The organism is Aeromicrobium sp., from assembly GCF_047607065.1.
GTDB lineage: Bacteria > Actinomycetota > Actinomycetes > Propionibacteriales > Nocardioidaceae > Aeromicrobium.
This window is the reverse complement of record NZ_JASGDU010000058.1, coordinates 1-3231: the sequence shown is the minus strand read 5'-3', so window position 1 is coordinate 3231 and position 3231 is coordinate 1. Positions and strand designations below refer to the sequence as shown.

General features: G+C 68.3%; 4 protein-coding genes. All 4 read right to left on the bottom strand.

The window, feature by feature from the left end; all coding sequences use genetic code 11:
- On the bottom strand, positions 1 to 251 hold a 251-nt coding region (locus QM597_RS09880; protein WP_415004717.1), incomplete at its 3' end, for an IS3 family transposase.
- Complete coding sequence (locus tag QM597_RS09875) at positions 248 to 553, bottom strand: transposase (protein ID WP_415004716.1); 306 nt, start codon at positions 551 to 553, stop codon at positions 248 to 250. The genes QM597_RS09875 and QM597_RS09880, both read right to left, overlap by 4 nt.
- 199 nt (positions 554 to 752) lie before the next feature.
- Positions 753 to 1547: an IS21-like element helper ATPase IstB gene (gene istB, locus QM597_RS09870; protein WP_415004715.1), complete on the bottom strand. Its 795-nt coding sequence runs from the start codon at positions 1545 to 1547 to the stop codon at positions 753 to 755.
- Entirely contained in the window at positions 1544 to 3097 is a 1554-nt protein-coding gene (gene istA / locus QM597_RS09865) for an IS21 family transposase (RefSeq protein WP_415004714.1), read from the bottom strand. The genes istB and istA overlap by 4 nt, the downstream gene beginning before the upstream one ends.
- Positions 3098 to 3231: the final 134 nt, after the last annotated feature.

The following is a 3231-nucleotide window of genomic DNA, read 5'->3' as shown; positions in this document are numbered from 1 at the left end:
CGGCGCATCAACCGCTCCACCTGTTGATGCCCCACAGCGATGCCGCGGGCCATGGTGAGCTCGGCGTGCACCGGGCGGGCGCCATAGCGGCCGTGCGAGCCAGCATGGACCTGGGTGATCAGATCCGTCAGCCAGGCGTGTGGCACCGCCCGCTCCGACGGCGGCCGAGAGCGCTGCTCATAGAACCCGGACTCCGCCACACCGAGCACCCGGCAGGCGACCTGCACCGGGAGCCCTGCGGCGGCGATCACCTCGACCGCCGCGTACCGCCTTTTGGTTCCGCGTCGGCCTTGAGCGCCTCCACCGCCTTGCTGGCCACCGCCAGCTGAGTCTCCAGTTGCGCGATCTTCTTCCGCGCTGCCGCGAGTTCAGCCTTCTCCGGGCTGGTCGGCCCGACCGCTTCGCCGCGGTCGATGCGCTCCTGCTGGCGCCAGCCGTAGATCGTCTGATCGCTGATACCCAGATCGGCAGCGACGCTCGCCACGCTACGACCCGAGGCCAGCAGATCCAGCACCCGTCTTCTGAACTCGGCCGGGTAACCCCGTCGTCCCATCTCGTCCTCCAGTTCTCAAGCAGCACCAGAATCCAAGAAATCTGCGACTCCGTGGAACCCAGGACACATCAGTGTCAAGGGCCATCTGGAACTGATCAGTGGCGGTCTTGAAACCTGAACGGTGGCGGTCACGAGATCTGAACGGTGGCGGCCATGGGATCTGCCCATGGGGGCTGCGGCCGCCACCGGCCAGGGGTGGTCAGGCCAAGGGGTTCACCCCCTGGCCGGCGAGTGCTTGGGTGAGCCGGACGGAGTCGCCGCTGGTCTGGCAGACGTGGGCGTGGTGCAGGAGCCTGTCGACGGTGGCGGTGGCCAGGGTCTTGGGCATAAGTTCGTCGAACCCGGAGGGGTGCAGGTTCGAGCTGATCGCGATGGACCGTTTCTCGTAGGCGGCGTCGACGAGCCGGTAGAGCCCCTCGGCGGCGTCCGCGGCTACGGGCAGGAGCCCGATGTCGTCGACCACGACGAGGTCGGCACGCAGGACGCGGGCGATGGCCTTGGTGACAGTGTCGTCGGCACGGTGGCGGCGTAGCAGCACGCCGAGGTCTTCCAGGGTGAACCAGGCGACCTTCAGCCCCTGCTCGACGGCCTGCTGCCCGAGCGCCTCCAGTAGGAACGTCTTCCCGGTCCCTGACGGACCACACACCACCAGGTTCTCTCGGCGATGCACCCATTCCAGGGTCCGTAGCGCCTGTTGGGTCGGTGCGGGGATCGAGGAGACCTCGGGCTGCCAGGCCTCGAACGTCTTCCCGGTCGGGAACCCGGCAGCTGCGCGCCTGGTGGCCAGCGCGGAGCGTTCCCGGCCGGCGATCTCTTCGGTGAACAGGGCCTTCAACACTTCGGCGGGTTCCCAGCGTTGGGCCTTCGCGGTCGCCACGATCTCGGGGGCGTGGCGACGGATGTGGGGCAGCCGCAGCCGGCGCAGCAGGTCCTCCAGGTCGGCTGGCAACGGCGGAGCCGACATCGGCGGGGGCGTGGTGGCTCTGGTCGTCATCTGGTCACCTCGCCCTCGCCGTCGACGGCCTGCCCGTCTTGTTGGCCGAGTCGCGCCCACGCACTGGTGCCCTGGGTCAGCGAGGAGTCCTCACTGGCCCGGTGTTCCCCGCTCTTCGGGGTGCGGGCGTGGTGGTCGAGGATGGAGGACAGGTCGGCCTCGGCGAACCGGCCGTGGACCGCGGCGTGGCCCAGTGCCCAGTCGACCTCGCTCGCCTCGAACAGCTTCGCCAACGCCAGTGCCTCGCTCATCTTGACCCGCATCCGCGGTGTCCCAGCGGCGGCGGCCTCGATCAGCCACAACCTCGCGCCCTCGCCCAAGTCGAGGAACTCCGACTCCGCGGCGTTCCTCGCGCGTGGCCGCCGCTCCAACGGCCCCTCGGGCTGGGGCGGGAAGTGGGCCTCGTCGATCCTCGGGCTGCCCGGTGTCACCCGGTGGTGGCGGGCGACCTCGACCGGGCCCTTCCCATCAGGGCCGTCGTCGACGTGGACGATGATCACCTGCTCGTCCTCGCCGACACCGTGGGCCCGGACCCACACCGTCGCACCCAGCAGCTGGTGCGGGACCGAGTACTGGCCCGACTCGAACGTGATCATCGGCGTGTTGGCCGGCACGACCCGGGTGGTGCCGAACGCCACCGTGTGCACGGTGGCCGCGACCGGGTGCAGTCGGAGCCGTTCCTCGGCGAGCATCTCGACCGGCGGCCGCTTCGTCATCCTGTGCGGACGGGTGTTGACCTTCTCGCAGAACACCTCGCACGCCGCCTCGAGCTCGGCGAACGAGCCGTACTCACCCAGCAGGTTGGTGTCCCTCGGGACGAGGTCGGCCTTGCTGATCTTCACGCTCGACTCGGTCCCGCCCTTCGACGCCGGATCCGCGGGCACGCAAGTGTGGACGCTCACCGAGTAGTGCTCGGCGAACGCGACCAGCTGCGGGTTACGGACCGCGATGCCGGCGATGTGCTCGACCGTGACGGTTTTCTCGTTGTCGGTCAACACATAGGTCGGCACCCCACCCAGCCGCCGGAACGTCACGTCGAGTGCAGCGAACACCGACGGCATGGTCTTGTCCCGCAACGGCAGCACCACCCGAAAGCGCGACCAGGCCAGCCAAGCGACGAACAGCACCGTCTTGACACCGTCGATGACCGGGCCGTCGCCGTAGTCGTACTGCAGCCACATCCCCGGCTCGGTGACCCACGGCCGGTGCACCCGCACATGCCCGGCGCGGTAAGACGCCTTGACCTTCGCGACCGCTCGGCGGGTGGTGCGCTCAGACCCGGTATATCCCAGCGCGACGAGCTTCTCGTGCGCCACGTCGGCACGAACCTTGCCCTTGGACCGATCGACCCACTCCTCGACCTTCGGCAGGAACTCGTCGATCAGCATCGGCCGCAGCGCGGCCTGATCCAGCACACCGGCCGCGGCACGCCGCTGGACATAGTGCTTCACCGTGTTCGGGGAACACCCCGCCAACTCCCCGGCATCACGCAACGACCCGGTCAGGTCATAGGCATTCAGAATCTTCATGATCTCCTCGGCAGACTTCAACTCATCCCTTTGTCGCGCGTCGGGTTTGATGGAGGGGAGCAACACCCGGAAGGAATCCCCGCATCATGGTTGCACCCCTCCATCAAACCCGACGCGCGACAAAGGGATGAGTTGAAGTCTGCCGAGGAGATCAT

Coding starts and splice junctions, on each gene's coding strand:
- QM597_RS09875 (WP_415004716.1), bottom strand. CDS start 553: ATGGGACGACGGGGTTACCCGGCCGAGTTCAGAAGACGGGTGCTGGAT.
- istB (WP_415004715.1), bottom strand. CDS start 1,547: ATGACGACCAGAGCCACCACGCCCCCGCCGATGTCGGCTCCGCCGTTG.